19 protein-coding genes are annotated in these 26,991 nt (G+C 60.1%); 7 read left to right on the top strand and 12 right to left on the bottom strand.

What is annotated here, in order from left to right; all coding sequences use genetic code 11:
• Positions 1-130 precede the first annotated feature (130 nt).
• Together CYB_RS06040 and CYB_RS06035 are read right to left on the bottom strand one after the other, a co-directional pair.
• Positions 131-937 carry an FAD binding domain-containing protein gene (locus tag CYB_RS06040; protein WP_011432898.1) on the bottom strand — a complete coding sequence of 269 codons (807 nt, stop codon included), beginning with the start codon at positions 935-937 and terminating at the stop codon, positions 131-133.
• An 89-nt stretch (positions 938-1,026) separates the two neighbouring features.
• On the bottom strand, positions 1,027-1,458 hold the full coding sequence (locus CYB_RS06035; protein WP_049749570.1) for a DUF1818 family protein: 432 nt from the start codon (positions 1,456-1,458) through the stop codon (positions 1,027-1,029).
• 89 nt (positions 1,459-1,547) lie between these two features.
• Here CYB_RS06035 and CYB_RS06030 point away from each other — a divergent pair, with 89 nt between their 5' ends.
• The 4 genes from CYB_RS06030 to CYB_RS06015 all read left to right on the top strand — a co-directional run bounded on the left by CYB_RS06030 (position 1,548) and on the right by CYB_RS06015 (position 6,697).
• Complete coding sequence (locus tag CYB_RS06030) at positions 1,548-3,260, top strand: SpoIID/LytB domain-containing protein (RefSeq protein ID WP_071818155.1); 1,713 nt, start codon at positions 1,548-1,550, stop codon at positions 3,258-3,260.
• 282 nt (positions 3,261-3,542) lie between these two features.
• A complete protein-coding gene (gene era, locus CYB_RS06025) occupies positions 3,543-4,628 on the top strand; it encodes a GTPase Era (protein WP_011432895.1) in 1,086 nt (361 codons plus the stop codon).
• 237 nt (positions 4,629-4,865) lie between these two features.
• Positions 4,866-5,996 (top strand): aromatic ring-hydroxylating oxygenase subunit alpha, encoded by a 1,131-nt coding sequence (locus CYB_RS06020; protein WP_041437237.1) that lies wholly within the window; start codon positions 4,866-4,868, stop codon positions 5,994-5,996.
• Positions 5,997-6,094: 98 nt separating this feature from the next.
• Entirely contained in the window at positions 6,095-6,697 is a 603-nt protein-coding gene (locus tag CYB_RS06015; RefSeq protein ID WP_011432893.1) for a glutathione S-transferase family protein, read from the top strand.
• Positions 6,698-6,708: 11 nt separating this feature from the next.
• Here CYB_RS06015 and CYB_RS06010 read toward each other — a convergent pair whose 3' ends face one another.
• The 3 genes from CYB_RS06010 to der form a co-directional block, all read right to left on the bottom strand.
• Complete coding sequence (locus CYB_RS06010) at positions 6,709-7,965, bottom strand: BMP family lipoprotein (protein WP_148202713.1); 1,257 nt, start codon at positions 7,963-7,965, stop codon at positions 6,709-6,711.
• 88 nt (positions 7,966-8,053) lie between these two features.
• Positions 8,054-8,518: an SsrA-binding protein SmpB gene (gene smpB / locus CYB_RS06005; protein ID WP_011432891.1), complete on the bottom strand. Its 465-nt coding sequence runs from the start codon at positions 8,516-8,518 to the stop codon at positions 8,054-8,056.
• 23 nt (positions 8,519-8,541) lie between these two features.
• The gene (der, locus tag CYB_RS06000; RefSeq protein WP_011432890.1) at positions 8,542-9,921 is read right to left on the bottom strand and encodes a ribosome biogenesis GTPase Der; all 1,380 of its coding nucleotides are present in this window, start codon (positions 9,919-9,921) and stop codon (positions 8,542-8,544) included.
• Between the two features lie 166 nt (positions 9,922-10,087).
• Between der and CYB_RS05995 the strand changes: the two genes are divergently transcribed.
• On the top strand, positions 10,088-11,284 hold the full coding sequence (locus tag CYB_RS05995; RefSeq protein ID WP_011432889.1) for an aspartate aminotransferase: 1,197 nt from the start codon (positions 10,088-10,090) through the stop codon (positions 11,282-11,284).
• Between the two features lie 3 nt (positions 11,285-11,287).
• On the opposite strand, the gene CYB_RS05990 is transcribed toward CYB_RS05995, so the two are convergent.
• On the bottom strand, positions 11,288-12,496 hold the full coding sequence (locus tag CYB_RS05990; protein WP_011432888.1) for a Coenzyme F420 hydrogenase/dehydrogenase, beta subunit C-terminal domain: 1,209 nt from the start codon (positions 12,494-12,496) through the stop codon (positions 11,288-11,290).
• A 279-nt stretch (positions 12,497-12,775) separates the two neighbouring features.
• On the opposite strand from CYB_RS05990, the gene CYB_RS05985 reads away from it, so the two are divergent.
• A complete protein-coding gene (locus CYB_RS05985; RefSeq protein ID WP_011432887.1) occupies positions 12,776-14,011 on the top strand; it encodes an RNA-guided endonuclease InsQ/TnpB family protein in 1,236 nt (411 codons plus the stop codon).
• Here the strand turns inward: CYB_RS05985 and CYB_RS05980 are convergent.
• Entirely contained in the window at positions 13,991-14,374 is a 384-nt protein-coding gene (locus CYB_RS05980) for a molybdopterin-dependent oxidoreductase (protein ID WP_049749569.1), read from the bottom strand. The two genes, CYB_RS05985 and CYB_RS05980, sit on opposite strands and share 21 nt — an antisense overlap.
• Positions 14,375-14,787: 413 nt before the next feature.
• Here CYB_RS05980 and lgt point away from each other — a divergent pair, with 413 nt between their 5' ends.
• The gene (lgt, locus tag CYB_RS05975) at positions 14,788-15,960 is read left to right on the top strand and encodes a prolipoprotein diacylglyceryl transferase (protein ID WP_238376933.1); all 1,173 of its coding nucleotides are present in this window, start codon (positions 14,788-14,790) and stop codon (positions 15,958-15,960) included.
• Between the two features lie 74 nt (positions 15,961-16,034).
• On the opposite strand, the gene chrA is transcribed toward lgt, so the two are convergent.
• The 5 genes from chrA to CYB_RS05950 all read right to left on the bottom strand — a co-directional run bounded on the left by chrA (position 16,035) and on the right by CYB_RS05950 (position 26,738).
• Positions 16,035-17,306: a chromate efflux transporter gene (gene chrA, locus CYB_RS05970; RefSeq protein ID WP_011432884.1), complete on the bottom strand. Its 1,272-nt coding sequence runs from the start codon at positions 17,304-17,306 to the stop codon at positions 16,035-16,037.
• 102 nt (positions 17,307-17,408) lie between these two features.
• Entirely contained in the window at positions 17,409-19,370 is a 1,962-nt protein-coding gene (locus tag CYB_RS05965) for a tetratricopeptide repeat protein (protein WP_011432883.1), read from the bottom strand.
• Positions 19,371-19,411: 41 nt separating this feature from the next.
• Complete coding sequence (locus CYB_RS05960; RefSeq protein WP_011432882.1) at positions 19,412-20,887, bottom strand: site-2 protease family protein; 1,476 nt, start codon at positions 20,885-20,887, stop codon at positions 19,412-19,414.
• A gap of 47 nt (positions 20,888-20,934) precedes the next feature.
• A complete protein-coding gene (gene acsF, locus CYB_RS05955; protein WP_011432881.1) occupies positions 20,935-22,026 on the bottom strand; it encodes a magnesium-protoporphyrin IX monomethyl ester (oxidative) cyclase in 1,092 nt (363 codons plus the stop codon).
• A gap of 104 nt (positions 22,027-22,130) precedes the next feature.
• Positions 22,131-26,738 carry a glutamate synthase-related protein gene (locus tag CYB_RS05950; protein ID WP_011432880.1) on the bottom strand — a complete coding sequence of 1,536 codons (4,608 nt, stop codon included), beginning with the start codon at positions 26,736-26,738 and terminating at the stop codon, positions 22,131-22,133.
• Positions 26,739-26,991: the final 253 nt, after the last annotated feature.

Below are 26,991 nucleotides of genomic sequence, written 5' to 3'. Positions count from 1 at the left end.
ACTTATGGTCATTTCGATTCAAACTGGGGCACTGACCCACGCCTAAAACCTTTACTTTCAGAGCGGCGGGAGCTTTGGCAGGATGAGTACGTCGTTCTCAGCCCCCTGTTGGGATGGGGCAATACCCCGATTAGCCCAAGATGTCTATACAGCGGCGAATCAATACCTCACTCATGCGTTGGCGGTAAAGGGCGCTGGCCCGAAAATCCGCGATCCAGCCGTGGGCTTGCTCTGCCAAAAGTTGGGGAAGGTGTTCTGGATTGGGCCGGGATCCCAGCCGCACCAGTTGTGGGGGTGAAAGGGCGGCATTGAGCCCGAAGCGATAATCGCCTGAGTCGGGATCGCGGGATCCAGCGACGATCACCAAGGCGGGATCCGTTTGGGTGATGCCGAGCCGCTGAAAGGTGCTGGGGCCGCGCAGCCGTTGGGCCGGGATCCAGATGGATCGCAAGGCTTCCCCCGGCTGCAGCAGAGTTTGTTGGGGGCCGGTTTGAAAGTCCTGAGCGGGGATGTGGCGCAGGGATCCCTGCAGATCGATCAGCGTGTAGGTGGCCTCAAGGGCGATCAACACGGGTGCTACGACACCGACACTCAGGGCCAGGCAGAGATTTCCCCCTATCGTTGCCAAGTGGGCCACCTTAAAAGAGGCCAAAGACGCCATTCCCTCGCACAGGGCGCGGATCCCTGGCCAATGGGGTGGCCAATCGTATTGCAACAGTTGCTGGAAGGTACAGGTTGCCCCCAGTTTTAACCCTTCTGCACTGATTTCCAGCTCGTTCCAGTCCAGAGGATGCAAATCGACCAGTCCCCGCAGGTGGGGTTGCGGCTGGGAGAAGAGCCAAGTCCCCCCGGCCAGCCAGTTCCAGCCGGGATCCCAGGCGGTCAAGTCCTCAAGCTGTTGGGGACGAATGTAAGTGTGCAGATGGTGCAGATCCATCGGTTCTCTCAGGCGCTGAAGGGAATCAAGGGGTTGTAGCTTCGCCCCAAAAACCCTGGGCAGGGATCCAGACTGCAGGCTTCAGGGGGCTAGAGAGCTTCCTGAAAGCATTGGGCGAGGGCCTGGCACAGCTCAGGGACAACATCAGCAGGCCAAAAACCTTCTCCGCGCCGGCCTTGATGCAATTGCACGTAGAGGCCCCAGGCGGTGGCGCTGCCGCTGGCAATCAACGTCAAAGCAGGGAAAGTCTGCTCCAGCGTAATGCTCTCCTCCGCCATCAGTTGGGAGGCGATGGCCTCCATATCCTGCTGCAGGCGCTGCACCCCCTGCACAAACGCTTGCCACTCCTCCTGAGTGAGCTCCAGCGCCCAGGTTTCTCCCCCCACCAGGGCAACAAAAGGGGAACGGGTGGGATCCCAGCCCAGCCTCCAGCCGGATCCCTTGTGCAAAGAGGGGCGGCGTCCCGCCGTGGCGATTGGGAACCCGTCGTCGGGAACAGACAGGCGAGGAAAAGCATCCATGGTGCTCCGCACCGCTAACGCGACCACTGCAGGTAGGCCAAAAAAGATGGGGGTAAAATCGACAGGGTGTGTTTTAGGATAAAGCGGCCATGGCCAGTTGTCAGGCTCTCACTGCCAAACCCCGTCGGTTTTTAGGGGCTCCGTCCCGCTGGCGCAAACAGAGCACCCTCATTTCCGGCTTGGGCCTGTTGCTGACGGCCTTGGCGCTCCATGCCGCCGACGCAACCGGAGTTCGTGAAGAGACCTTGGCCACGGCGGCCACCCCCGAAAACCCAATCCTGCACATAGGCATTGTGCAACGCTTTGGCCGTTCTGAGACGGATCAAGTGGAGCTGGCGGCGCCGACGGGATCCCTTCTCACCCTGGAATTCCCTCAAGCAGACGGCAGCACCCAGACCCAGCGAACGCCTCGGGTCAGCATCGGCATTGTCAATCGCGCCCTGACCACCCCGGAAACCGTATACCGTCTAATCCTCAGCAGCCACAAAAGTTTTGAGAGTGCCGAGGCCAACGCCAACCATTGGCAGTCTCTGGGCATCAGCACCGAGATCGCCCAGCCGCAAGAATGGCAGGTGTGGGCCAACCGCGCCTACACCCCGCAACAACTGATCCAGATTCAGCAGTATGCCCAGAAGGAAGGGATCCCCCATGTGCGGCTCGAGGTGCAGGAGCGACGCGAACGGGCGGAGCTAAGCTGGGTTCATGAACACTTTCGCTACCACCGCACCCGCCTCAGGGTGACCTCCGATGCCGGCTATCTACGGGTAAACGACCACTACTATGCCGGATCCATCACCTTTCAGCCCAATGCCTACGGCAGCTACACTGTGGTCAATGCCGTGCCTCTGGAAACCTATTTGCGGGGGGTAGTTCCCCACGAGGTGGGGCCAGGGGCTCCCTTTGCCGCCATGGCTGCCCAGGCGATTTTGGCGCGCACCTACGCCCTCAAGAACCTCCACCGCTTTCAGGTTGACGATTATCAGCTCTGCGCCAATACCCACTGCCAGGTTTACAAGGGATTGACCGGAACCCACCCGCGGGCTGACGAGGCCATTCGCCAAACCAGTGGCCTGGTGCTCACCTACAATGGCGAGCTGGTGGATGCTGTCTATTCCTCTACCAATGGCGGCATCTCGGCGGCCTTTGAAGATGTTTGGGACGGGGATCCGCGCCCCTACCTACGCCCGCAAGCGGATATTGCCCATCGTGCTCCGCAGGGCGAGGAGCGCCATCAACCGGGTAAGCCCCTGGATTTGCGGCAGGAGAGCAGCTTCCAGGCGTTTTTGGCCCAGCGAGAGGGCTTCAACGAAGCAGGAGTATCCCGCCTATTCCGCTGGGAGTTCTCCCTATCTTTGGAGGAGCTGAACACCCAGTTGCGGGCCGGCCAAGACTACCTAGGGATCCCGATGCCCACCTGGAGCAGCATCGCGGGGATGCAGATCCTGGAGCGCTCCGCCAGTGGCCGGGTGCAGGTGATGCAATTGGACTTGCAGACGGCAGAAGGGATCCGCTCGATTCTTTTGCGCAAGGATCAGGTACGCTTGGCTTTTCCTCGCCTGTACAGCACCCTGTTTCGGATAGAGCCTCTGAAACAAGGGGAGCGATTGGCAGGCTATCGCTTCATCGGTGGCGGCTTTGGCCATGGGGTGGGCCTGAGCCAGTATGGCTCCTATACCCTGGCTCGGCAGGGGTTTAACGCGGCACAAATCCTCGCTTTCTACTACCCCGGCACCACCTTGGCCCCGCTGGGATCCCTATCCTTGCAGTTGCCTGCCGCCTCAGCAGCCTACTCTATCCGCTAGAGGTTGGGTGAAAGTTATGGCCGTTCGCGACAGCGGGACAGAGCCTTTAGCTTGTCGGGGTGTGGGGGTAGCTAAGCCCCGCACTGTACTCGTAGAGTCAGTGTCGGGATACAGATACCCCCACATGGTGTATGATGGGAGTAGTTGCACAAAACGGCTTTTGCCGGAATCTGGTGCAACTACGCGGTAGGGCATTCCGTGTCTGCTCGTGGAGGGTTCTTGCGTAGGCTCCCCGATGAAGCGAGAAGCCCACGCTGTACCCGTAGGGTCAGCGATGGGAGTATGTCACAAGAGCTACGAGAGCAGAGCGCCGGACATCCCCATTCTCCTTTAGACGGGAGGGATCCCTCCCCTGAGGGACAGGGATCCATTGGCGACGGCGGGACAGAGTCCTCCGCTGCTGCAGCAGAAGGGGAATCGGCGCCCGGTCGTGTCAGCAGTGGGGAACTGTCTGCGATCCCGGTTGCCCCGCCGGGGTTCAAGTCGGGATTTGCAGCGCTGATCGGGCGGCCCAATGTGGGCAAATCCACCCTGCTCAATGCCCTGGTGGGACAAAAGGTCGCCATCACTTCTCCCGTGGCCCAGACCACCCGCAACCGCCTGCAGGGGATCCTCTCCCTACCCCAAGCCCAGATCATCTGGGTGGATACCCCTGGCATCCACAAACCCCACCACCGCCTGGGGGAAATCTTGGTACACAACGCCCAGGCAGCCATTGCCGCTGTGGACGTGATCCTCTTCGTGGTGGATGGATCGGTGCCGGCAGGACGCGGGGATGCTTTTATTGCCGAGCGGATCCCTGCTGCTTCCCCCTGCCTGATCGTCTGCAACAAAGCGGATCTGCTTCCTCGGGATGCTGCCGTGCGCCAAGCTCACCAAGAGAGCTACCAAGCCCTGCGCCCCGGCGCTCCTGTCGTTTGGGTGTCTGCCTTGGATCCCAGCAGTTTGACACCCCTGATCCAAGCCACCATCGATCTGCTGCCCACCGGCCCCTACTACTACCCGCCGGATCTGGTGACGGATCAGCCGGAGCGGTTCATCATGGCGGAGCTGATCCGAGAACAGGTGCTGCTGCAGACCCGCGAGGAAGTGCCCCATTCCGTGGCCGTGACCATCGACCAGGTGGAAGAAACCCCCAACGTCACCCGCATCTTGGCCACCCTCTATGTAGAGCGGGACTCGCAAAAGGGGATCCTCATCGGCAAAGGGGGGGAAAGGCTCAAGCGGATCGGCCAGGCAGCCCGCCTGCAGATTCAAAAGCTGATCCTGGGCAAGGTGTACCTGGAGCTGTTTGTCAAGGTGCGGCCCCACTGGCGGCGCTCTGAGCACCTTCTGCGCGACTTGGGCTACAGCGCTACGCCCCCCTAGCGGAAAGAAGCCATTTGCGTCAGCAGGACGGAGTTCTTATGCCCCCCTCTCCCCTTGTGGGTAGGAGACTGGGGTATTTGCGCGAGCAGCACGGCGTGCTTGGGGGGAATGCTTCAAAAATGCCTTAAAAATGCCTTGGATCTGCTTGGAATAGATGCCGGATGGGATCCCTGCGTTAGCTTGGATAGCAAAGCCTCTGGAGTCCCACAGCAGTTTTTCTTATCGCTGCTTTGCCCCATGACCGCTTTCTATCCCGCTACGGTTCAACCGGGCGCCCGCACCCTGCCGGGCCACTACTACGTCTCCTCCAGCCGCTTTGAGGCGGAGATTGAGCGGATTTTTTATCGGCAGTGGTTCTGCGTGGGGCGCAGTGCCGATCTGGCCCAACCCGGAGACTTTTTGCAGGTGCAGGTGCTCAGAGAAAGCCTGATCCTGGTACGGGATCCCAAGGGGCAAGCCCATGCCTTCTTCAACCACTGTCGCCATCGAGGAACCCGACTCTGCAGCGAGCTCCAAGGCCATTTTGCCGATGGGATCCCTTGCCCCTACCACGCCTGGCGCTATGGGCTGGATGGACAATTGTTGGCGGCTCCCCAGATGCACGAGGTGGAAGACTTTCGCCGTGAAGATTATCCCCTCCACTCCGCTGCCTTGGCAGAATGGGAAGGCTTCGTCTGGGTCAACCTCAGCCGCAATCCTCAGCCCTTCGATGAGGTTTTTGCCCCATTGCAAGGTCGTTTCCGAGAGTGGAACCTGTCCGCTCTGCGGCGAGGTCATCGTATTGAATACAACGTTCAGGCCAACTGGAAATTGCTGTTTGAAAACTACTCTGAGTGCTACCACTGCCCCCTCATTCACCCGGAATTGGCCCGTCTTTCGCCGGCTCGCAGCGGTCGCAACGACCTGATGGAAGGCCCCTTTTTGGGCGGCTACATGTTGCTCAACCCAGATGTGACCAGCCTAAACATGAGTGGCCAACGCAGCTTGCCCCTGATCTCCACCGTGCGCGGAGAAAACCAACGGCGGGCCTACTACTACACCCTTATGCCCAATCTATTCTTGAGCCTGCAGCCGGACTATGTCATGACCCACACCCTGTGGCCGCAGGGATCCGACCGGACGCGGGTTGTCTGCGATTGGCTGTTTGAGCCGGAGACCTTGGCGCTGGATGGTTTTGATCCCAGCGAGGTGGTGGAATTGTGGGATCGCACCAATCGACAGGATTGGCACCTGTGCGAGCTCACCCAGCAAGGGGTGGGATCCCGTGCCTATGAAGCAGGGCCTCTTTCCCATGCAGAAGGGTTGCTGCAAGCCTTTGGGCGGGAATACCGCCGGCAGATGCAGGAGTTGGAAGAACAAAGCTGCTAAAAAAGTGTTAGGGACAGAGGGTTTTTGTTGATTGGGTTGCCGTTGGCGTTGTTAGGACGAAGTTCTTTGTAAGGTGCTTTGGGCTGAGGTTAACCACAATGTTGCGACTGTACGGGATCCCAACCTCCGGAAATTGCTACAAAGTGGAATTGCTCCTCAAGCAATTGGGGATCCCCTATGAGACGGTTGAAGTCAACTCCAGGGCCGGAGAAAACCGCCGCCCCGAGTACCTGGCCAAGAACCCCCTGGGCCAGATCCCGGCTTTGGAACTGGAAGATGGAACGGTCTTGGCCGAGTCCGCCGCGATCTTGGTCTACCTGGCAGAAGACACCCCCCTCTACGGCCAAAACAAGTTGGAACGGGCCGAGATTTTGAAGTGGTTGCTTTTTGAACAAACCCGCATTGCCCGCTACATCGCCACCACTCGCTTCTGGGTGCGGGCCGGCCAAGCAGAGGCCCATGCTGACGTGATCGCCCAGAACTTGAAATCTGGAACAGAGGCCTTGGAGATCATGGAAGGCCACCTGCAGGGGAAAGCATTTTTTGTGGGCAACCGCTACACCATCGCCGATCTCGCCCTTTTCACCTACACCCATGTGGCGGAGCAGGGCGGGTTTGACCTCAAGCCCTTTCCTCAGATCCGAGCCTGGTGTCAGCGGGTGAAAGCCACCGACCGCTTCTTCCCCCTCCCCGGAGCCTAGAACGCCTTCCGCTAATTGCTGGCTCCCTCCATGCCCTGCAGCAACTGGCCCAGATACCAAATCTCGACCTCGCTGGCCACTTCCCCCTCAGCCAAGAAGGGCGTGCCATCTTGGAAGTTGAGCGGCCCCTTGAAGAGCTGAATGCTGCCATTCCCCAAGCCGGCGATGAACTCCTCCAACTTAGCCCTATCTTCTGGCTCCAGGGCTTCTCCCATGATGAACCCCGCCGAAGACGTGTCCGGGTTGTTGATGTCTGACCAGTCGATGGGCGGACGCAGGAATTGGCTCTCGAAGGTGCCCGCGCGAGCCGCCTCGATCAATTGCTTGTAGCCAGGCCCCCAGTTGTAGTAGGAAACCCCCAGGCAAATTTCGGGCGCAAAGTTACAACCGCTGGCCAGGCCGTAGTGGGTGTAGCGCACTCGCTTTCCGACCTCAGCAGCCCGCTTGCCTTGTACCGCCGCCTCCGGCGTATCCAACCCCGACATCACCACATCAAAGCCGCTGTTGTAAAAGTCATCGGCAACCTTGCTTGGATCCAAAGTAACCCCTGGAATGTTGAACCAGAAGCCAATCCAGGTCACCCGGAACTGCAACTCTTCAGGACGATCTCGGTAAGTTTCCCAGCAGTATTTGGCTCCCAAGTAGGCGGCAGCAGCGTAACGGCGGGTTTCGTCGTTGATCAGAGGCCCCAACAGGCCAATTTTGCCGGTTTCGGATCCCAGAGCCGCGGCACATCCGGCCACCATGCGCATCGCTTCCATCTGGGGCATGATGTTGGCCAAGTTGGGCAGATCGATGTAATTTTTCCCTTCCTTCCAGGCCATGTCCCCAGAAGCATGGATAACTGCGATCTCAGGATGCTTGCGGGCCGTTTCAATCGCATCGTCTTTGTGGTCATCGGAAGTAAAGATGATAACCTTCGCACCTCGGGCGATCATGTCATCCGCCACCTGGGAGGCGCGCACATTGGGCCGATCCGCCGGGTTCACCTTATCCAGGTAATCAAACTCGACACCGGGCAACTTGGCCTTGACGTATTCGCTGCCCTCCACATGCGCCTGGCTCCAGCCGCCATCCTGCATCGGCCCCACCAGCACCATGCCCACTTTGAAGGTCTCTTGCGCTGTTGTGGGGGTGGATCCCAGTAGAGCGGCGACTGCCAGGCCAATAGCCCAGCCTCTCGAGGGAGAAAAAGCGCGGGTAAGATTCCAGTTCACAGGCAGCTCCAACAGAACAGGGATCCAAAGCCGGAAGACTACATCCATCATCGGGATCCCGCTGCAGATCGCTGTATCTGAGAATACAAAAAGGCGCTTGGCAAACGACGTGGAAGCCAGCAGGGGCTCAGGGAGAAATTTATCGTTCCTTCAGTTCCCGCTGAATCTCCCGCTGGGTTTGCCGCTCTTTGATTGCCTGCCGCTTGTCGTGGAGCTTTTTGCCGCGGGCCACGCCCAGATGGGCTTTGATCCAGCCGCGGTTGAGCACCAGCTTGAGGGGAACCACGGTCAGGCCCTTTTGTTCCACCAAGCCCCGTAGGCGGTCGATCTCGCGGCGGTGCAGCAGCAACTTGCGGCGGCGGGTAGGGTCGTGGTTAAACACTTTGCTGGCGGTGTCATGGGGGGAGATGTGCAGATTGTGCAGCCATGCTTCCCCATCCCGAAAGAGGGCAAAAGCGTCTTGCAGGTTGGCTTTGCCCGCTCGTATCGATTTCACCTCTGTGCCGGTCAGTTGGATCCCGGCCTCATAGGTCTCCAAGATGTCGTACTCGAAGCGGGCGCGACGGTTGTCAACCAGGGTTTTGACGTTGGGATCCACAGCCATAGGCTTTCAGTAGACCAGAGGGCCTAACGAGAGGTCAGGGATCTCTCCAATTTTCGCACCGCCCGCCCAACCAAGCGCTCGGATTTGCCGCGCCAGAGAAAGCGAATGGGGGTACCGGTAAAGTCCAGGTTTTGCCGGAAGTGCTTTTCCAGGAAGCGGCGGTAGTTATCCTTAAACAAATCGGGATCGTTGACAAACAGAACAAAGGTGGGGGGCCGATCCGCCACCTGGGTGCCGTAGTAAATTCTGCCCTGCTTGCCCTGGCGGTTGGTGGGGGGCGATTGCCAGGCAAGAGCATCCTGGAGCACTTCGTTGACCACAGCGGTGGGAACCCGTTTGCGGTGGGCGGCCACCACGGTATTCACCTGCTCAAAGATTTTGTGGGTGCGTTGCCCAGTGAGGGCGCTGACAAACAGGAGCGGCGCCCATTCAATAAAGTAAAGCCTGTCGCGAATCTCGCGGGTGAACTCGTTGATGGTGTGGGTATCTTTGTTTTCTACTGCATCCCACTTGTTGACGACGACAACGCAGGCGCGGCCCTCTTCTTCGATGCGCCCGGCCAGCCTCTGGTCCTGTTCGGTAACCCCCTCCAAAGCATCGATCACCAGCAGCACTGCATCCGAGCGCTGGATGGCCTTGAAGGCCCGGTTGATGCTGAAGAACTCAATGCCGTACTGCACGCGGTTTTTTTTGCGGATGCCGGCGGTATCGATGAGGCGATAGGGCTGCCCTTCCCAGGTGACCACGGTGTCGATGGCATCGCGGGTGGTGCCGGAAATGGGGCTGACGATGGCCCGCTCGGATCCTACCAGGCGGTTGAGCAAGCTGGATTTGCCGACGTTGGGCCGTCCCACAATCGAGACGGCGATGGGATCTGGCTCGCCTGCGGCTTCTGCGGTCACTTCGGGCAAGTGAGCCAGCACCGCCTCCAACAGCTCGGCTACCCCATTGCCATGAATGCCGGAACAGGGGATCGGATCCCCCAGCCCCAGCTCCCAAAAGGCTGCTGCCTGAGCCAGGCCCATCTGCCCCGACTCGCACTTGTTTACGGCCACCACCACCGGCAGGGGTTGTTTGCGCAGCCAATCGGCCACTTCTACATCGGCGGGTGTCAGTCCCTCTCGGCCATCCACCACGAAGATCACGGCCTGCGCCTCGGCCATGGCTGCCATTGCTTGCTGGCGAATGTGGGGTAAAAATTCGCTGTCATCCCCAAAAACCAGGCCGCCGGTATCCACCACCCGCAAGCGGCGCCCGTTCCACTCCACCTCCTGGTACAGACGATCCCGGGTCACGCCGGGCTCATCGTGCACAATGGCCGAACGCACCCCCGCCATGCGGTTGACGAGGGTGGATTTGCCCACGTTGGGGCGGCCCACAATGGCCACAAGAGGTAGGGGCACTGTTCGGCTCGTCGATAACTTGAGATGGGATATCTATCCTAGCCGTTCCGGATCCCGGATGCCCAAAGCCGCCAATCTCGATCATTGCTTTGGATGCAGGTCTGGCGGTAAGTTAGGTACCTATCCTCCCATCAGGCACCGGCTGTGCCCCTTCCCCATTCTTGCCATGAACCGCGCTCTCGTTCCCGCCCAGCGGCTGAACAAGCTGCCCGCCTATGTCTTCGCCCGCTTGGATGAGCTGAAGGCCCGCGCCCGCCAGCAGGGGTTGGATTTGATCGATCTGGGCATGGGCAACCCCGATGGTCCCACCCCACAGCCGGTGGTGGAGGCGGCGCAGGCGGCCATTGCGGATCCCGCCCACCACGGCTACCCGCCCTTTGAGGGCACGGCCAGCTTCCGCCAGGCGATCACGGATTGGTACTGGCGCCGCTACGGGGTGGAGCTGGATCCCAATGGAGAGGCGCTGCCTTTGCTGGGATCCAAAGAGGGGCTGACCCACCTGGCTCTGGCCTATGTGGATCCCGGAGATCTGGTGTTGGTGCCCAGCCCTGCCTATCCAGCCCATTTTCGCGGCCCCATGATTGCCGGCGGGCAGATCTACCCGATGATGCTGCGCCCGCAGAAGGGGTGGTTGATCGATCTGCAAGAAATACCGCCGGAAGTGGCCCAGCAAGCGCGGGTGCTCTACTTTAACTACCCCAACAACCCGACGGCGGCAGTTGCGCCCCGCTCTTTTTTTGAGGAGGTGGTGGAGTTTGCCCACCGCTACGATCTCATCCTGGTGCACGACCTGTGCTATGCCGAGCTGGCTTTTGACGGCTACCGGCCCACCAGCCTGCTGCAGATCCCAGGGGCCAAGGACTTGGCAGTGGAGTTCCACACCCTCTCCAAAACCTACAACATGGCCGGCTGGCGGGTGGGATTTGTGGTGGGCAATCGCCAGATCATCCAGAGCTTGCGCACCCTGAAAACCAATCTCGACTACGGCATTTTTGCCGCCATCCAAAAGGCCGCCGAAACTGCCCTGCGCCTGCCGGATAGCTACCTGGAGCAGGTACAAGAGCGCTACCGCCGCCGGCGCGACTATCTGATCGGCCGCCTAGCGGAGTTGGGCTGGCGGATCGAGCCGCCACGGGCGACGATGTATCTCTGGATCCCTACCCCCCGCGCTGCCGACGGCACCCCTGAGGGATCGACGGAGTTTGCCCTGCGGGTGCTGGAATCTACAGGCGTGGTCGTAACCCCCGGCAGCGCTTTTGGAGAGGGAGGAGAGGGCTACGTGCGGATTAGCCTAATTGCCGATTGCGAGCGCATAGGTCAGGCTATCGATCGCTGGGCGGAAGCCGGGATCCGCTACTGCTGAGCCTCAGTCTTGCGGGAGTTGGTACTGCTCCACAATCCGCCGGGCAAAGGGGGGCACGTGCTGCTCCAACTTCTGGGGATAGTGGCGGCGCACGTAGAGGTAGTTGCGGGTGAAGTGGGAATCGATGGAGAAGCGGGCATATTCCAGGCCGCGCGGCCCAAAGCGCTGGATTGCCGCCCCCAAGAGGCGAGCCAGCCACATTGGCAAACTCAGGGCTTGGTCGTAGGCAGGGATCCCCTGCTGCACTGCCGCCCTCCGGGATCCCTGCGAGATCACCGGTTGGGTTTCCAGCTCCTCCCAGACTAAGTCCAACAGCTCTTGCCCCCGCTGATTGCGCACCAGCAGCCATTGCCAGCCCAAGGGGGATCCCATGTAGCCCACCACCAGATCTGCCAGAGCATTCACATAGTCAAAACAACTGAGGCAGGAGGGGGCAAACACGTCCTTGAGTTCTTTGGTCTTGAGGCCGAAGAAGGGCACCTTTTCCACCGAGCCATCTTCGTGTTTGAAGTGGATGTGGAAGTCTTGCATAAACTCGTAGTGCACCACCGTCTGTGGGGAGCGGCTGGTGGTTTCTAGAAACTTTTGCAGCCCGGCACGGCTGACATTGTCCACACAGGGCGTGCCCAACACGTACAGCTTCTCTAGGCCCAGTTTTTTTTCCACCGCCCGCAAAGCCTGAATTTGGCAGCCCACCCCGATCACCAATAGGCGCTTGAGGCCGCTTTGCTCCACCTGCTCCAACACAGACAAGTTGGGAGAAAGAGTTGGCTTGTTAACTCGCGCCGCCCAGACCGCTTCGGGGGTACGGGCCAGGATGGGCCGTGGCTGAAAGCGATCCCGCTCATCCGCCTGCACGCACACCACCCCTTCCACCAAGCCAGTGGTGAGGGCCTTCATGCCAATGCTGCTGACAATGCCCGTCCACTGGGCCCCCGGGATCGGATCCCGCTTGCGGGCTGTGTACATCGCCTCGTAGACACCGAAGTAATCGGTATCAGTGACGGCGAGGGATCCTGAGCGCAGCGATTCCCGGGATCGCCCGTGGGTCTGTTCTTCCAACTGGGTCAGTTGCTGGTTCAAGAAGGCACAGGCTTCTTTGACGTGGGCCACGTAGCGGGTATCGCAAAGGCCGCACTGGCTGCACAGCTCTTTGGCCGGATAGCGGCCGGAACGGATGGGCCGGGCTGGACGCGGTGAACGGGATCCCATGATTTCTAGTGTTTGCGTAAGCGGAATGGAGTCCAATGGATCTTTTGAGCTTTGCTATTTAAGCTTTCTTTGAGATCTAAAGACACAGGCACCTCAGGCGTTCGCAGCAACGGCAACCAAGGTGCTCTCTTCAGTTTGCGGCCAAAACGGCAGATAGCGGCAAAGAACTTCGAGGGATCCCTGCTAAAGGAGCGCAAAATTTCAGCTAGAAATCGCAGGAGCCCCGCACTGTACCCGTAGGGTCAGTGTCGGGAGGAATGCGGAAGTTACGATAGAACCATGACCCAAGTCCTGGCCGTCTCCTGTAAGCTCAAGGTGTCCCAGTCGCAGGCCGCAAAGTTGGACGCGACCTTGGATGCCTTTGTGCAGGCGTTGAACTGGGTCAACCAAAACACGCCCGAGAAAGTCACCAACGCCGTTAAACTTCAATCTCTGTGCTACCGCGAAATCCGTGCCCGGTTCGGCTTGTCCAGTAACTTGGCTCAGCAGGTCTGCAGACGGCTGGCCGGTGCCCGCAAGGTTGCCCGACAGAAAAACCGCCCCGTCAAAGCGTTCAAGGGGGGCTTCGCGACCTATGACGCTCGTATCTTTTCGTTCCGCGAGAAAGACTGGACGGTGTCGCTGACCACAGTGGAGGGTCGAGAGCGCTTTGAGCTGGCGATTGGCCGTTACCAGAGAGAACAGTTGGCAGGCTCCAATCCCAAATCGGCCACTCTGGTCAAGCGCAGAGACGGCTCCTACTACATCCAGATTTGCGTAGAGAAAAAGCCACCCAAGCAACAAGATACCGACAAGGTGATCGGGGTGGATTTGGGAAGGACAGATATTGCCCATACGTCAGAGGGGGACAACTGGAATGGACAGCAGTTGAACAGAGTCCGAGACCACTACTCCCGGTTGAGGGCGGCACTCCAACGCAAAGCCAGTAAGGGCACACGCAGTTCGCGGCGCAGATGCCGTCAACTGCTGCAACGGCTGTCTGGCAAGGAGAGACGCTTTCAAACGTGGGTCAATCATCGCATCTCCAAAGCTATTGTCTCTAGGGCAAAGGCTACCAACAGCGCTATCGCCCTGGAAGACTTGACAGGGATCCGGGAAAGGGTCAATCAACAGCCACGCAGCAAAGCTGAACGGCGCAGGGCCAACAGTTGGGCGTTCTACCAGCTGAGGCAGTTTCTGGAATACAAGGCTCTGCGTGCAGGGGTTGCTTTGATTCTGGTGCCGCCTGCCTACACGTCGCAGACCTGCCACCGGTGTTTGCACGTCCATCCCGATCCTACGCAATCCTATCGCAGTGGGAAGCAGTTCAAGTGTGGGCACTGTGGATGGGAAGGAGATGCGGATTTGAATGGTGCGAATGTGATTGCGCTTTGGTGCTCCGCACCGCTAACGCGACTGGGGGCTGTCGTAAACCAGCCTAGAGGTTCGGGCCTGTTTTGTTCTCTGGTAGAGCAGAGCAGGCTCAGGGCTACTGAAAGCCCGCTCCGTACCGCTTTAGCGGTCGGAGTCGGGTAGTTTACAGCCTCTATAGATTGCTGTAGCGTTCTTCGGCCCAGGGTTCACCGCCCATGTAGTAGCCGTTGCTCCCCCAAAAGCCCAGCTGATCTTAGGGGGGAAACTCCAGGCATATGGGTGAGGGATCAAAGTGCGCACCGGCCCTACCGGGAGCGGTTGTCCTTCCAGGGTATGAACCAGGTAGTTTTCGGGGCGGGTGAACTCCTCCAGAGTCAGGTTGGTGGTGTAGCCGCCATAACAGTGTTGCATCACCGCCTTGGCCTCAGGAGCAATGGATACCAACTGCAACCCATCCGGGATCCACACCCCTGTCCAGTTGACATCCTCCATCTCCTTTCGGTACAACGCAAAGACTGGAGACACGGCACAGCTTGCCCACTGCTGTCGCCCCCATCCAGCCCCACCACTTGGCCGGTGTACTCCGTCATCGAAGGCTTGGTACTGCGCTGGAGTGGCCTTGAGGAGTTTGGCATCTCCGACCAGCGTGGGTGTATCTTATCGCAGGTCTAACAGGGCAAAAGCCGTCCTGGAAGGGCGGGGCTTTGGACCTAGCTTTTTGGTAAAGGTATGGGCTCTAGGGTGGAATCTTGTCCGTGACGGGCCTGTAGGATCGGGTCAACCGGGAACGAGGACTGGCGCTGCTTCAGGATCGGGGAGAATGGATCCCTGTTGGAGCCTGTGAATGGCTGCCGGGGATAGGGGAGAAGAGCCCGGAAGGGACTCCGTCCCGCTAACCCAAGCGGGTGAGGTTGATAAAGCCGACTGGTGGAACTGAGTTGAGCAATTTTGGGGTGCAGAGCGTGTTGTCGATGAACCTATGGAGTGCAGGGCTGTTGGGCCTTACCTTCAGCTCACCTGGAGAATTTGTCTTCCGCTTTCCCCCCGGCACCCCGCTGGTGGGAGGGCTGGGCCTACGCTGGTATGGCCTATTGATGGCAGTGGCCGTGTTGGTCGGCTTGATCTTGACCAAAGCGTTGGCAGAATCTCGTCATCTAGAGAAAGAGCCTGGCAAAGCCAGTGAACGAGTGGAGCTACTGGCCCTGTGGTTGGTAATATCTGGGTTTCTGGGCGCCCGCCTCTACTACGTCCTCACCCACTGGTCAGAGTTCCAAGACAACCCCCTCTCGGCCTTTGCCATTTGGCAGGGGGGTCTCATCATCCACGGTGGGGTGTTGGCCGGCGCGCTTGCCCTTTACCTCTATTGCCGCACCACCGGGATCAACGGCTGGAAGTACGCCGATGTGCTCACGCCGGGGTTAATTTTGGGCCAAGCCATCGGGCGCTGGGGCAACTTTTTCAACTCTGAGGCCTACGGTGCCCCTATTCCTCCCGACAGCCCTTGGCCGCTGCGGGTGTACATTCCTCCCCAAGCCCGCGAGCCGGAATACAGCCAATTTGAGTTTTTTCACCCCATCTTTTTTTACGAAAGCGTCCTCAACCTGCTTCTATTTGCCCTCTTGATGGGAATGTTCTGGCGCTTTCCCAAACTCAAAGATGGCACTTGGGTTTGGACCTATGTTGTCGGCTATAGCCTGATCCGCATCCCCTACGAAATCTTGCGCGTGTCGGCGGTGGCCTATCTGCCGGGAACTTCCATCAAAGCCGCCTATGTAGCCAGTGGCTTGGGCTTGGTGATCGGGATCGGCATGTTGATCTACATGTACCGGCTGCGCTTCGACCCCGATTTGGAACAACTGGCAGCGTGGTTATCGGAGCAAGCGGGATTAGCGCCAGAAGCAGCCCAAAACCTTCTGGAACGGGCTTGGGCCATCCAGCAACAACACCGCCGCGCCGACCTGTTGGATCGTGTTACCCTAGCCATGCCCCACTTTCCCAGCGCCCTTGCCCCCCACCTCTCTCTGGCTCGACGGGAGCTGCTGATGCGGCAACTGTTTTGTCGCCTGGAAGGCAGGGATCCCTCTGAGGAAGGGCTGGCCCAAGCCAGTTAGTGCCGTGGCCATCAGGCTGAATCAGGGTCATTCCCTCACCCCCAAGGAGAAAGCAGGGCCAGGGAGCAAAACCTTTAGGCCAGCAGACCTCGGGCCAGCAAACCCGCCCCCCCTCCCATCAACACCAACAGCCAAGTGGGCTGGCGAAAGCGCATCAAGGCAATGAAGGCCGCTACCCCGATCCCCAAAGCCACCAGCGAAGCGGGAGTTGTTTGTTGTAGCAGCGCATTTTGGGCCAAGGGCACTGTAGCCGCAGCAACAGCCCCCAGGGCCGTTGGGGTAATTGCCTGCAGGGATCCCTTCACCCAAGCATTGTGCCGTATGCGCAACAGAACCGGAGCTGCCAGCAAAATAAAGGCAAAAGAAGGGGCAAAGATGGCCACTGTTGCCGTCAGGGCCCCCAGCACCCCTGCCACCTTGTAGCCGATAAAGGCTGCCGTCAGCACCACCGGGCCAGGAGTAAATTGCCCAATGGCCACCCCATCCAAGAACTCTGTCGGCGTCAACCAGCCCAACTGATCCACCACCTCGTCGGCGATGAAGGGGATGATCACCAGCCCTCCCCCGAAGATGGTGCCGCCTACTTTCAGGAAAAACAAGGTCAAAGGCCAGAAATAGGCACCAATCCGCTCCAGACCCCAAAAGCTGCTCAGGATAAGGGTTTCCGGTGGAACCGTGGCCACTACCGTCTGGGCCAACGTCAATACTGGCCAAGGGAGTAAAATCGGGATCCCCGATAGTGGGCCTTTTTTGGGCCCATACAGCAGCAGCCCCACCAGAGCCGCCAGCCCGAACAGCAACAGGATATTCACCCCCCCGATCAGCAGCAGGGCAAAGGCCGCCACCGCGATCAGCCCCCGGCTCCAATCCTTCACAGCTTTACGGCCCAGTTTCCAGCAAAAGGCCAGGATAATGGCGATCACCACCGGGGCCACCCCAAAAAACATCCCCTCTAGCTGCGGCACCCCCTGAAAGCGAAAGTAAAGCCAAGAAAAAATCACCTCGATCACAAAAGCAGGGGCAATGAAGCAAATCCCCGCCAGCACCGCCCCCAACCAGCCTGCCCGCACATAGCCGACATAGATCCCCATCTGGGTAGAAGCTGGCCCTGGCAACATTTCACATAGGCCCACCCCTTCGGTAAATTGTTCCTGGCTCATCCAGCCCCGCCGGATCACCGCCTCATCGTGTTGCATGGCGATGTGGGCTTGGGGGCCGCCGAAACCCAGGGATCCCAGCCGCAGGAATACCACGGCAATCTCTTTCAGGCGCGTTGAAAGGGAGGGCAAGTTGTCGGGGGCGTTTTCCGGCCTGGGGAACTGACCGGGAGCAGACTCAGAAGACATGGGCAAAGCCCGGCAAGACAACCCCGCCTATCCTGCCATCTGTCCGGGATCCCTTCAAGAGGACAACACTCGCCCGTTTATCCTTTCACCCAAACTGCCCCCTCAGGTCTTCAGGCTTCGCAACCACTCTTCCAGAGCGCGGATCGGCGCGGGATCCCGGTAGACGCGCTCCTGGCGCCTCTTCACCTGTTGGCCCATTTGCTCTCGCCACTCTGGATCCAAGCCCAACTGACTGGCAATCTGGACGTATTCATCGAGGGTGTGGGCGATGGTATCCAGGATCCCCATCTGCTGCAGGATGGCGTAGGTGTGGCGGCCCCGCATCAGGGATCCGGGCAAGGTGACGATGGGCAGGCCGTGGGGCAGGGCTTCCAGGGTGGTGTTGCCCCCTGACCAGCCGAGGCTATCCAGGTAAATATCCCCCAGGGCGTTGTAGGCGGCATATTCTGCAGGCGAGAGTTCCGGTAGGAGCACCACATACTCTTCGGCAGCTAGGTCATAGGCCTGAAAGGCTCGTCGCAGCCGCTGCCAAAAGCGCTCGCGGATCCCTTGGGAGAGGCGGCCCCGCAAAAATAGAAATTGACACTTCCCCACTTCCCGGGCGATGCGGGGGAACACCTCGTCGTACTGAGGTAAGTACTTGAATAGGGATTGGGCGCAGAGGTAAAGCACCCTGTCGGGATCCACCCCCCAAGCTTGCCAGTCCACAGGGGCGGGGTCAACTTCTAGGGGAATATAGTAGGTGCCGATGCCAGGCAGGGGCAGGAGCTGCTCGGTGTAATGGCCGGCCCCGTCCGGCGGCTCCATCAGCTCGCTGCTGAGGAAAACGTCTATTGTCGGCAGGCCAGAAGTTTGCGGGTGGCCCCAGGCCATCGCCTGTACTGGCGCCAAGCGGAGGGCGGCCAGTTGGGCACAGACCGGGTCAATGCCCACTTCCGGGTAGAGGAGCACATCCAGCTGTGCCTCTCGAATAGCCGCTTGCCATTCTTCTATGCTGCGGGATCCGGCCACAAAGTGCTCAAAACGAGGGGGCAGGGAGCACGTGACCTCATCTTGGATGACCGAGGTGTGGAAGCCGTAGAGGGCCACTTGAGCACGATCCAGGGCTTCTACCCAGCCGCGAGTCAGGATCTTCCAAACGGAGTGATCCCGAAACAGGCCGGAGACAATGCCCACCCGCACTCGGCCAGGATGTCGCTGCCAGAGGACGGAGGGCTGGGGATAGCGGGCCGCCATCACGTCCCTCACCAAGGATCCGTAGAGCTGCTGCAGATCGCGGTCGTTCTGGCCTTGGTAGGGCAAAAAGAAGGGTTGGACGGAGCCGATCCCGGCAGCTGCTCGCTCCAGGGTTTCGGGATCCCGCGGCAGGTGTTCCCAGCGGCCCTTCACCTGTTGTAGGGCTTGGCGGTAGCGCTCCCGAGCCACGGAAACTTGGTCTGCCGAGGCGTACAGCAAGGGCAACTGGCTAACACACCAGCCCAGGGCCGCGGCCAAGTCGGCGGGATCCGCTTGCCAGAGTTGGTAGAACAGCTCCGCCGCTTCCTCCTCCCGGCCACAATCCCGCAGCAGGATGGCCAGGGTGTAGGCGGCATCGGCAAAGTCCGGCTGCAGCTCCAGGGCCTGTCCCAAGGGGACAAGGGCCGCCTCCAAATCCCCCTGCTGCCGCAGCACCAGCCCCAGCTGGTACAAAACTTCCGCGTCCGGCCCCCCCTGCTCTAGGGCCAGTTGCAGGTGAGTTTTCGCCTCCGCCAGCTGCCCCGCCTGCTTGAGAACAATTCCCAAATTAAAGTGGGCGTCGGGAAACCAGGGCTGGTGGGCAAGGGCCTGCCGGATCAGGGCAATCGCGTCGTCCAGGGATCCCTGTTGCTGCCGACAGACCCCCAAGAGGTGCAGTGCCTCGGGGTGGGTGGGCTGGGCTTGCAGCACCTGCTGGCAAAGTGAGACAGCCTGTGGCCATTGCCCTGCCTGGTGATGGCGAACGGCTTGGGCCAACAGACGCTGCAGGTGCTCTCCTCTGTCCTTTCCAGCTCTGCCTAGGCCAAAGCCTTTCCCCGGTCCAGACACAGTGAGCTCCTCTCGCCGGCGGATCCTGGGCCTCTACCCCATCAGCCGTTGGGGAAATTGAGAAAGCCCGCCAAGGCCGGAGCAATCGGCAACAGGGTCATGACCATCAAAAAGAGGGCCAGCAATGCCAAAGCATCCCGCTGACCGTCGGTTTCAGTAATCTCATCCTGCGGTGGACGCTCTGGCTCGCGGGCGATGAACAGGATCAGCAGCGCCCAGTAGAGGGCCAAGACGTTGCTGATGGCCGCCACCGCCAAGGCAATCAGGGTGATGAAGGTGGCGCGGGCCGCCGTCTTCCGCCCGTACACCGCCTGCACAATGCGACCCCCGTCCAGCTGCCCTGCCGGCAGCAGGCTCAAGGCGGTGATTGCCAGGCCAATCCAGCCCACGGCAACAAAAGGATGAATGGGAACCAGCTCCGCCTGCAACTGGGATCCCAGCACCAGCCGCGCTAGGGTGCCTACCAGGATGGAGCTGCGGAAGATCTCCGTGGGCACATACAGACCCTCGGAGCCGGAGAGCTTCAGGCCAGCCAAGAGCACCAGCAGCGACAGGATCCCGCTCGCTGCCGGGCCGGCAAAGGCAATGTCGAAGAGGGCCTTGCGGCTGGGCACCGGCGATTGGATGCGGTTTAGGGATCCCAGCGTGCCAATGCCCAAGCTGGGGATAACAAAGGCAGGGCTGAGGCGCACGCCGTACTTGCCCGCCATCCAGCGGTGTCCGGTCTCGTGCACCAGCAAGATGGCGAAGATCCCGGCCGCCACCGGCAGGGCTTCCACCCAGCGCCCTGGCGCATCCAACAGCCGGAAGCCCAAGAGATTGGCTCCCACCTCCAACGTGGCGACGAAGCTGAAGACCAGCAACGCCCCCGCCAGGATCTGCGCCCCCACGGAAGCGCGGTAATTGACGATGGGATCCGGCAAGACCACCACCGCCGGCTTTTCCGCCGGATCCTCCACCAAAAAGAGCTGGTAGCGACTGCCCACCTGCTCTTTGAGCTTCTCCACCAGCAGGGGTACCACCACCTCCGCCTCCTGGCGCAGGTTGCCCTTAAAAATTGCCCCTTCCCCATAGGGGACGGTCTCGGTGACGAAAAAGGTATCGAGGCCGAAAATAGACTGAATGGCCTGCAGATCCTCAGCCGAGATCCGCTGCAGAACCGCAGGCGCTTCCAAAGGCGCCTCCCCTGCCGAAGGGGCTTCCCCCTGCTCTTCCAGACGAGCCAACTGCTCGCGACGGGCCTGCAGCTCCTGCTGGGCCAACTGGCGGGTCTTGCGCCCCACAGCAATGTAAAGCCCTGTAAAGACCAACAGCAACACCAGGAAGCCTGCAAAATTGAGGTAGATCCCCAGCAGCAACAGCCCTAGGAAGACCACCCAGGGCAGCAGCAGCAGGGATCCCTGTAACCACACCCAAACGGCTAAGGATCCCCGCCGACGGGCTCTCCAGAAGCCCCAACCCAAAAAGGCCAGCGTTCCCAGCAAAAAGAGCGGCGTAATCTCAGCGGCAATGTTCATGGCTGACCTATGAGGCTGTACGGGTACCAAGCTGAGGGCAAGACGGCTCAAGCAGAAACAGCCGTTCCTTCAAAACGGGGCTCCGGCTGCTCCCACAGGTAGAAGCCAGCTTTCCGAGGTTTCAGGAGGAACAGCCGCAAAAACTGATAGAAGTTATCCAAGTAGAGGGGCAGCTTGCGCAAACCCTTGAAGGGGCCGGATCCCCGGGCAATCTCCCTCAGCTTAGCGTTGTTGGCCACGCACTTTTGCAGCCGCCGCACAAACTCAGGGTTTTCCACATCCAACACCACCGGGAACACCTTGGCCGCCTCGCGGTTGGTCTTGTAGATCACCTCCATGTCATAAGCATGGGGATCCAGCCCGATGAGGCGGTAGAAATCCGGGCGCTCTCCCACATCATTGAGGTACATAGTGGCGAACACCGACAGCAAGAAGAAACGGCACCACAGCTTGGCCACCCATCCCTTGAGCAGCCGCGGCTGGCTTAGGAGCATGAGCGCAAAGAAATCGCCGTGGCGGTTCTCGTCCTGGCACCAGTTCTTGAAGAAGTTGAAGATGGGGTAGATGCGGTCTTCGGGATGGGCCTCCAGGTGGCGGTAGATGAGGATGTAGCGCCAGTAGCCAATCTTCTCCGAGAGATAGGTGGCATAGAAGATGAAACGCGGCGCGAAATAGGTATAGGACTTGTGCTTGGTCAAAAAGCTCAGGTCAAAGGCCAAGTTAAAGTCGCCCATAGCCCGGTTCAGGAAGCCGGCATGGCGGGCCTCGTCGCGGCTCATCAGGGCAAAGCACTCGGCCAAAACGGGGTTGGTCTCTTTCAGCTTGCGCGACAGCTCCTTGTAGAGGAGAAAACCGGAGAACTCGGCTGTGCAGGAGCGCTCCAAGAACTCCACAAACAGCCGCCGCGCCTCCGGATCGAGCTGACTTTCCCAATCTTGGTTGAACTCCTCACCCCGGACGAAGTGATGGCGGTTGTAGTCGGCGCGAAACTCCTGCAGGATGGCCCGGAAATCGGCCTCTCGATCCCCTAAGCCCATTTTGCCGATGGCCTCGAAATCGGTGGTGTAGAAGCGCGGCGTCAGGATGGTCTCGGTGGGCACTCGCGCTTGAGTTTGAGCAGCTTGCAAACTGGGACTCATAGTGATTTAAAGCGGATGAAAAGGCCAGGTATACTCTCGCAGTTTACCAGCCTCTCTGGCCGTCGTGGGGATAAGAAGTGTTACCGGCAGGCTCTGAGAGATCCTTAAGACTCCACTGCCAGCGGCTGGGATCGCAAGGGATCCGTCAGCTCGCTGCCCTCCTCCGAAGGCGGGATCACCTGCCAAAACAGAGGCAAATAGGATTCCCAATTTTGCAGAATGCGCTCCGCTTTGGGGGAATGGGTGCGGCGATAGTGCTCTTGGATCAGGCTCTTCAGTTGTGCCTCTGCTGCTGCTGTCTGCACCCGCTGAATGCGCACGATCTCCCCGTTGACCTTGGCGGGGAAGTTGCCCTCCTCATCCAGCACATAGGCAAGGCCGCCGGTCATCCCCGCTCCCAGGTTGCGGCCCACCCGCCCCAGCACCACCACCACCCCACCGGTCATGTACTCGCAGCAGTGGTCGCCGGATCCCTCGATCACCGCCTGCGCTCCCGAGTTGCGCACCGCAAAGCGTTCCCCCGCCTGGCCGTTGGCAAACAGGGATCCGCCCGTGGCCCCGTACAAACAGGTGTTGCCCAGGATTACATTTTCCGCCGGATCGCGGGGCGCCTCAGGGGGAGCCAGGATGACGATCTCGCCGCCACACATGCTCTTGCCCACGTAGTCATTCGCTTCTCCTGTCAGGGTCAGGCGCATCCCCGCCAGTGTAAAAGCGCCAAAGCTCTGGCCGGCGCTGCCGACAAAGCGCAGATCCAACTGCCCCCCCTGTTGGGCGAAGCCGGTATCTCCGTACAAGCGGGCCAAGGTTCCGGCAATGCGCCCGCCCACACAGCGGTCGGTGTTGGCGATAGGGATCTCCACCGTGGCCGTGCCGCAGGTTTCCACCGCCTTCTGCACCTCCGGCTGAGCCAGGATCTGCTCATCCAGCACCGGGCCGTTGGAATGCACCGGCTCATGCTCCAACCAGTCGGGCAGGGTGTTGGGATCAAAACCGGGGGGAGTTCGCAGCAGACACTCCAAGTTCAAGGATTGGGTCTTCTGCAGAACCGCATCGGCCCGCGGACAGAGCAGATCCACCCGTCCAATCACCTCCTTCAGAGAGCGGTAGCCCAGTTGCGCTAAGACTTGGCGCACCTCCTCCGCCACAAAGGTGAAGAAGGTCACCACGTGATCTGGCGTGCCGGGGAAGCGCTTGCGCAACTCCTCCTTCTGGCTGGTCACTCCCACAGGGCAGTTGTTAGTGTGGCACACCCGCGCCATGATGCACCCCTCCGCAATCATGGCCACCGTGCCAAAGCCAAACTCTTCTGCCCCCAGCATGGCCGCCATCACCACTTCCCAACCCGTGCGAATGCCGCCATCCACCCGCAGGATGGAGCGCTGCCGTAGGCCGTTTTCCAGCAGGGTATGATGCACCTCCACCAGGCCCAACTCCCAAGGTGCCCCGGCATGTTTGATGGAGCTCAAGGGGGAAGCCCCTGTGCCCCCTTCATGGCCGGAGATTTGGATGATGTCGGCGTTGGCCTTGGCTACTCCTGCCGCCACTGTGCCGATGCCCACCTCCGCCACCAGCTTCACCGACACCTGTGCCTGGGGGTTCACCTGGTGCAAGTCGAAGATCAACTGCGCCAGATCCTCGATGGAGTAGATGTCGTGGTGGGGCGGCGGCGAGATCAAGGTCACCCCCGGCTTGGAGCGGCGCAGCTTGGCGATGTAGGGGCTGACCTTTTTGCCCGGCAGTTGCCCGCCCTCGCCCGGCTTGGCCCCCTGGGCAATTTTGATCTCAATTTGCCGCGCGTTGAGCAAATACTCCGGTGTCACGCCAAAGCGGCCCGAGGCCACCTGCTTCACCGCCGAGCTGGCGTTGTCCCCCATGCGCAGCCCCTTCAGGTGGGGAAAGCGGGCCGAGGTGCCATCTGGGCCTACATCGGTGATGGGGAGGTATCGTTCCGGATCTTCCCCGCCTTCACCGGAGTTGGACTTGCCGCCGATGCGGTTCATGGCAATGGCCAGGGTCTCGTGGGCCTCGCGGCTGAGGGCCCCCAAGGACATCCCACCTGTGGCAAAGCGTTTGAAAATCTCCGACACCGGTTCCACTTCCTCCAAGGGAATGGGATCCCGGTCGCTGCGGAAATCCAGCAGGTCTCGCAACGCGGTGGGGGTGCGGCTGCGCAGGTGCGCCCTGTAGATCTCATAGTGGGCAGGCTGACCCGATTCGATGGCCTTGTGCAGCAGTTTGGCCATTTCTGGACTGTTGATGTGGTATTCGCCTTTGGGCCGCGCCTGGATAAAGCCAAAGTTCTCCAGCTTTTTCGAGGTGAGTTCGGGAAAGGCCCGCTGGTGATTCACCATGCCCTCGCGGGCCAGATCCGCCAGCGTCATGCCTCCCACCCGCGACACCGTGCCGCGGAAGGCCAGATCGATCACCTCTTGGCTCAGGCCAATGGCCTCGAAAATCTGCGCTCCGTGGTAGCTGGAGAGCAGAGAAATGCCCATTTTGGAAAGAATCTTGAGCAGCCCTGCCTCAATGGCGGCGCGGTACTTCAGTTGCACCTCGGCCAGGGAAAGCTGGGGCAACTTGCCGGCAGCCATCTGGGTTTGCGTCTTGGGCTTGTGCCACCACTGCCGCACAGCTTCATAGGCCAGATAAGGACAAACGGCGCTGGCCCCGTAGCCGATCAAGCAGGCAAAGTGGTGGGTGCTCCAGCATTGGGCAGTCTCCACCACCAGGGAAGCGCGTAGGCGCAGCCCCTCCTGGATGAGGTGATGGTGGATGGCGCCCACCGCCAACAGAGGTGGGATCAGAGCCTGCTCGGCATCAAGGCCGCGATCCGAGAGGATTAAAATCTCAGCTCCCCCCCGCACCGCCTGGGCCGCCTGCTGGCAGAGGGCCCGTACCTGGACCTCCAGTCCTTCTGGGCCGGCAGCCACCGGATAGAGAATCGGGAGCGTGTGGCAGGGAAAAGGGGTATGCTGCAGAGCGGCCAGCTCCGCTTCGTTGAGCACCGGGCTGCGCAACTGCAACAGGCGGGCATGCTCAGGGCGGATCTCCAGCAGGTTGCCCTTGGATCCCAGATACACATCCAAAGACATCACCAGGCTCTCCCGCAGGGGATCGATGGCAGGGTTGGTGACCTGGGCAAAGCGCTGCTTGAAATAGTCGTAGAGGGGATGAGGCTGGGTGGACAGCACAGCCAGCGGTGCATCGTCCCCCATGCTGAAGGTGGGCTCCTTGCCCGTAGCCGCCATCTCCTCGATGATCATCTCCACATCTTCTGAGGAGTACCCGAAGGCGGTTTGGGCTTGTAACAGTTGTTCTTCCGAGAGGTGAGGGGTATTTTCAAAGCCTTGGGTGCTGAGCTGAACGCGATGGGCTTTGAGCCATTCGCCGTAGGGGTGCTGGGCTGCCACCTGGGTTTTGATCTCCCAGTTTTTGCAGATTTGCCCGCTCTGCAGATCCACCGTCAGCATCTGCCCCGGGCCTAGCCGCCCTTTTTCCAAAATGTCGGTCTCCGGCAGAGGAACCACGCCAGCTTCCGAGGCCACCACCAGCAGACCATCGCGGCTGCGAGCGTAGCGGGCTGGGCGCAGGCCATTGCGATCCAACGTGGCCCCGATGGTTTTGCCGTCGCAGAAAACCACCATCGCCGGGCCATCCCAAGGCTCCTGCAGGCCGCCGAAGAACTCGTAGAAATCCACCACTTCCGGGTGATTCTGCAGTTCTGGCTGGTTGCGATAGGCTTCCGGGATCAGCACCATCATCGCCTGCTGAGTGGAGTAGCCCGACTGAATCAACAGCTCAAACACAGCGTCCAGACCTGCTGAGTCGCTGGTGCCCGGGTCAATAATCGGCTTCAGATCCTCGACCGCTGTACCCCAGCGGGGATGGGAAAGGGTTTGTTCGCGGGCGGCCATCCAGTTGACATTGCCCAGGTAGGTGTTGATCTCGCCGTTGTGGCAGAGGTAGCGGAAAGGCTGAGCCAGCGACCAACGCGGCAGGGTATTGGTGCTGAAGCGGCGGTGGTAGGTGGCGTAGGTGGTGGTGTAGAGGGGGTTTTGCAGATCTCGATAAAACTGGCCCAGAACCGACGATTGCACCATGCCTTTGTAAACGACAACCCGGCAGGACAAAGAGGCAAAATACAGAGCATAAAAGCCAAACCGAGCCTCTACCCGCCGCCGAATGCGCCGCCGCAACAGATAGAGCTGCTGCTCTAGCTCGTCTCCTTCCAGCGTGGGATGGGTGAGGAGCATCTGCCAAATGGAGGGCATGGTCTGCCGCGCCATCGGCCCCAGGCAATTGGGATTGACCGGTACCTGCCGCCAAACCACCCGCTGCCAGTCGGTGGTGGTCAAGTACTCATCGATCACCTGCTGCACCGCCTGACACTCAGCAGGATCCTGAGGCAAAAAGACCATCCCCACCGCGCTGTGAGTGGGATCCCAAGCTCGAATTTCTTCCCTCTCTGCCTGCAACAGCGACCAGGGGATTGCCGTTGCAATGCCCGCCCCATCACCGCTCTGGCCGTCGCCGCCACAGCCACCCCGATGTTCCATACAGGTGAGGGCCTGAAGGGTTTTCTGCAAGAGGTCGTGGCTGGCTCTCCCCTGCTGATTCACCAAAAAGCCGACCCCGCAAGCATCCCGCTCTTGAAAGTGCCAGTTTTCCTGCAGGATAGGGGCCGAGACCTGAGAGGGATGGGGATTCATAGGAGTAAAAACAGTTTGGAATAAATCACGCTTTCAGAGGTGGAAAACCAGCATATCGCACTCCAATCCGACAGGAAAAGGGGGGCAGTCTCAAGTCACGGCTGGCTCTTGCCAACAGGGCAACCGTTGGGGCAATCGGCTCAGCGAAGTAAAGACAAAAAAGCTCGCCATGAACAGATTTTTCGAGTTTCTTCTGCAGCTTTCCCCGACGGACTGCGGACGATCTGAGAAAGCTAGGGCGAATGCGCCAGCT

Source organism: Synechococcus sp. JA-2-3B'a(2-13) (assembly GCF_000013225.1).
Taxonomy (GTDB): domain Bacteria; phylum Cyanobacteriota; class Cyanobacteriia; order Thermostichales; family Thermostichaceae; genus Thermostichus.
This window is presented reverse-complemented; position numbering and strand designations above follow the sequence as displayed.

Bases quoted from the DNA above. Each gene is read 5' to 3' on its own strand.
- CYB_RS06040 (WP_011432898.1), bottom strand. From the start codon at position 937: ATGGATCTGCACCATCTGCACACTTACATTCGTCCCCAACAGCTTGAG.
- CYB_RS06035 (WP_049749570.1), bottom strand. From the start codon at position 1,458: ATGGATGCTTTTCCTCGCCTGTCTGTTCCCGACGACGGGTTCCCAATC.
- CYB_RS06030 (WP_071818155.1), top strand. From the start codon at position 1,548: ATGGCCAGTTGTCAGGCTCTCACTGCCAAACCCCGTCGGTTTTTAGGG.
- era (WP_011432895.1), top strand. From the start codon at position 3,543: ATGTCACAAGAGCTACGAGAGCAGAGCGCCGGACATCCCCATTCTCCT.
- CYB_RS06020 (WP_041437237.1), top strand. From the start codon at position 4,866: ATGACCGCTTTCTATCCCGCTACGGTTCAACCGGGCGCCCGCACCCTG.
- CYB_RS06015 (WP_011432893.1), top strand. From the start codon at position 6,095: ATGTTGCGACTGTACGGGATCCCAACCTCCGGAAATTGCTACAAAGTG.
- CYB_RS06010 (WP_148202713.1), bottom strand. From the start codon at position 7,965: ATGATGGATGTAGTCTTCCGGCTTTGGATCCCTGTTCTGTTGGAGCTG.
- smpB (WP_011432891.1), bottom strand. From the start codon at position 8,518: ATGGCTGTGGATCCCAACGTCAAAACCCTGGTTGACAACCGTCGCGCC.
- CYB_RS05995 (WP_011432889.1), top strand. From the start codon at position 10,088: ATGAACCGCGCTCTCGTTCCCGCCCAGCGGCTGAACAAGCTGCCCGCC.
- CYB_RS05990 (WP_011432888.1), bottom strand. From the start codon at position 12,496: ATGGGATCCCGTTCACCGCGTCCAGCCCGGCCCATCCGTTCCGGCCGC.
- CYB_RS05985 (WP_011432887.1), top strand. From the start codon at position 12,776: ATGACCCAAGTCCTGGCCGTCTCCTGTAAGCTCAAGGTGTCCCAGTCG.
- chrA (WP_011432884.1), bottom strand. From the start codon at position 17,306: ATGTCTTCTGAGTCTGCTCCCGGTCAGTTCCCCAGGCCGGAAAACGCC.
- CYB_RS05960 (WP_011432882.1), bottom strand. From the start codon at position 20,887: ATGAACATTGCCGCTGAGATTACGCCGCTCTTTTTGCTGGGAACGCTG.
- acsF (WP_011432881.1), bottom strand. From the start codon at position 22,026: ATGAGTCCCAGTTTGCAAGCTGCTCAAACTCAAGCGCGAGTGCCCACC.
- CYB_RS05950 (WP_011432880.1), bottom strand. From the start codon at position 26,738: ATGAATCCCCATCCCTCTCAGGTCTCGGCCCCTATCCTGCAGGAAAAC.